Source organism: Cupriavidus sp. 05N40 (assembly GCF_056397305.1).
Map to the genome: position 1 here is coordinate 1 of NZ_JBFTND010000397.1, position 2,912 is coordinate 2,912.

A 2,912-nucleotide genomic window follows, 5' to 3' on the forward strand; every position below is an offset into this window, starting at 1 on the left:
ATGGACAGGTGCGGCGACATGTCGAGGCCAATCTGCACGATCCGGATTTGTCGCCTGACAGCGTGTTGGCATCGCTGCATCTCTCGCGCGCCAGCGTCTACCGTCTCTTTGAGCATGAAGGCGGCCTGGCCGCCTATATCCGCAGCCGCAGGCTGCGAATGGCGGCCGATGAGCTTGTGCGCTTTCCGCATATGGAGGTCCAGGATATTGCCCTGGGGTTGGGTTTCAATGATGCGTCGAGCTTTACGCGCGCATTCCGCCGCGCCTTCGACATCGCGCCACGGGAATTGCACGAGTACGCGCCGTTGCTCCAGCGCAAGCAGGCAGCACGGGAGCGCTTCACATAGCCGGGCCGTCACGGCCAACGCCGATCCCGTGCTCAGGAAGATTTCGGAAACTTCGAAACCCGCTCGCCCTTGACAAGGCATATACGGGAACCAGCCAACGCGTCCGCCGAACCCCTACAGGTAGGAAACGCCCAAATACTTTGCCGGGCCTCCGCCGAGTGGAGGAGACTCCGTTCACTTCCGTTCGCCAGAGGGCGCAGGCGAAATAAGTAAGACCGCCGCACATAACAGTTAATTCAGCTTCTGCCGCCTCTCTGCTAGCCTGATCTCGGTGCATCCACATCGTCTTGCGCGTATACATGTGAGGTACAGCATGCTCCAGGCACTCCAACGCTCGCGTTCAACTTGGGGCGCAGCGCTCCTCTTGCCGATTTTCTGCCTGTCACTGCTGATCGCCGGTCCTCCGGCCCAGGCCCAGGCCCAGGCCACCGGGAAGAAGCCCAACATTCTCATTATTTGGGGCGACGATATCGGCACCTGGAACATCAGTCGGAACAGCCACGGCATGATGGGCTACACGACGCCAAACATTGACCGCTTGGCCAAGGAAGGCGTGGGGTTCACCGATTACTACGGACAGCAGAGTTGCACCGCCGGGCGCGCGGCCTTTATCGGGGGCGCGGTCCCGGTGCGCACCGGGATGACAAAGGTCGGGCTGCCGGGGGCCAAGGAAGGCTGGCAGAAATCCGATCCCACAATTGCCGCACTGCTAAAAGCGCAGGGGTACGCTACCGGCCAGTTTGGCAAGAATCACTTTGGAGACCGTGACGAGCACCTGCCCACCATGCAAGGCTTTGACGAGTATTTTGGAAGCCTGTATCACTTGAACGCATCGGAGGAGCCCGAAAACCTCGATTACCCGAAGGATCCGGGATTTGCCAAGAAGTTTGGCCCGCGCGGCGTGATCCGGTCCAAGGCGGATGGAAAGGGCGGGCAGACGGTCGAGGACACCGGGCCACTCACAAAGAAGCGGATGGAGACAATTGATGAAGAGACGCTCGCCGCCGCCAAGGAGTTCATGGGCCGGCAGGCGAAAGCCGACAAGCCGTTCTTCATCTGGTGGAATGCGACTCGGATGCATTTCAGGACCCATGTGAAGGCCCAGAATCGCGGCATCTCGGGACAGGACGAATACAGCGACGGAATGGTCGAGCATGACCGCATGGTCGGGGACTTGCTTAAGGAGCTGGACAGCCTGGGGTTGACCAACGACACCATCGTCATGTATTCGACCGACAACGGGCCTCACTACAACACCTGGCCCGACGCGGGCACCACGCCGTTCCGCAGCGAGAAAAACTCCAATTGGGAAGGTGCCTACCGCGTCCCTGCTTTCGTCCGATGGCCGGGTCATTGGCAAGCCGACACGATACTCACCGGCATCGTCGCACATGAGGACTGGATGCCAACGCTGTTGGCGGCCGCCGGCATGCCAGACGTAAAGGAGCGCCTTCTGAAGGGAGCTACGTTTGCCGGCAGGAAATACCGGGCACATTGCGATGGTTACGACCTGAACGACTACCTGTCGGGCAAGGCAAAGGAATCGCCCCGCAAGGAGTTTTGGTATGTCAATGATGACGGCCAGGTCGTCGCCGCCCGGTATCAGGATTGGAAGGTAGTGTTCCTGGAGAATCGGGGGGAAGCGTTCGGTGTGTGGCGAGAGCCTTTTACGGAGCTGCGCGTCCCGCTGGTTTTCAACCTGCGTCGAGATCCATTCGAGAAATCCCAGCATAACTCCAACACCTATAACGACTGGCTCCTGGACAGGGTGTATGTCATCGTACCGATTCAGGCAATGGCTGCTCAGTTCCTGCAATCGATGAAAGAATACCCGCCAAGTCAGTCACCCGGCTCGTTCAATCTTACCAAGATAGAAGAGCAACTCAGGACGGGAGCGGGTTCACGCTGACCGTCCGCCGCAATCCGCGAACTCACCGACACGCAGCTACGCCCGCCTTCAAGCGGGTGTAGCTGCGTCGCGCGCCGGGCYCGCGCCATCTACGAACACTGCAGCGGCGGCGTCTCGCATGGGATGCCATCGTGGTCGCCGTCAATCTTCACGCTCGGGCAGTTGCGCAGGTAGAAACGAGCCTCCTCGCATGAAGTCATCTGGCTGCAGTGCTGCTTCCCCTGGCATTGAAAGACTGGCGAAGCCGCAGGAGGTGCTGTTTTTTCAATCATGGGCAAAGCAGCTTGGGCAGCTTGCTCAACCTTGGGTGATTGCTTGAAGTAGAACCAAGCGGCCGCCGCCGCGACGCAGAGCAATAGAAGCTTGTTCATGTGACCCCTTTTCTTTGTGCGAAGAATGCCACAACCGGACACCGAACGCTGACACTATTGAATGAACTCCGGCCCGAAGCCGCTGGCGTCAGCCTGCCGGGCCGAGCCAGTCGACGGCGCCGAGTGAGATACTGCAAGCCCAAGCCCACGAGAACCACCCATGTACAACAACTACGCCCCGGTGCAGCGCCAGCTGCTGCGTGACGTGTATTGCGTCGAGCCGCCTGCACTCGACGATCCCGCAGAGACCTGGCCGGACTATGCCGCGCCGATCATCGTGGGCAA

At 60.0% G+C, this 2,912-nt stretch carries 3 protein-coding genes; 2 read left to right on the forward strand and 1 reads right to left on the reverse strand.

Features of this window, described 5'->3' with window-relative positions; translation table 11 throughout:
• Both AC1DO7_RS40760 and AC1DO7_RS40765 read left to right on the forward strand, forming a co-directional pair.
• The coding region (locus AC1DO7_RS40760; RefSeq protein WP_477117522.1) for a helix-turn-helix transcriptional regulator at window positions 1-347 on the forward strand (347 nt) is incomplete at its 5' end.
• Window positions 348-660: 313 nt separating this feature from the next.
• Window positions 661-2,256, forward strand: a complete 1,596-nt coding sequence (locus tag AC1DO7_RS40765) for an arylsulfatase (RefSeq protein WP_441649680.1) — start codon at window positions 661-663, stop codon at window positions 2,254-2,256.
• A gap of 89 nt (window positions 2,257-2,345) precedes the next feature.
• Here the strand turns inward: AC1DO7_RS40765 and AC1DO7_RS40770 are convergent, their stop codons facing one another.
• Window positions 2,346-2,627 carry an excalibur calcium-binding domain-containing protein gene (locus AC1DO7_RS40770; RefSeq protein WP_441615943.1) on the reverse strand — a complete coding sequence of 94 codons (282 nt, stop codon included), beginning with the start codon at window positions 2,625-2,627 and terminating at the stop codon, window positions 2,346-2,348.
• Window positions 2,628-2,912 lie beyond the last annotated feature (285 nt).

Coding starts and splice junctions, on each gene's coding strand:
- AC1DO7_RS40765 (WP_441649680.1), top strand. CDS start 661: ATGCTCCAGGCACTCCAACGCTCGCGTTCAACTTGGGGCGCAGCGCTC.
- AC1DO7_RS40770 (WP_441615943.1), bottom strand. CDS start 2,627: ATGAACAAGCTTCTATTGCTCTGCGTCGCGGCGGCGGCCGCTTGGTTC.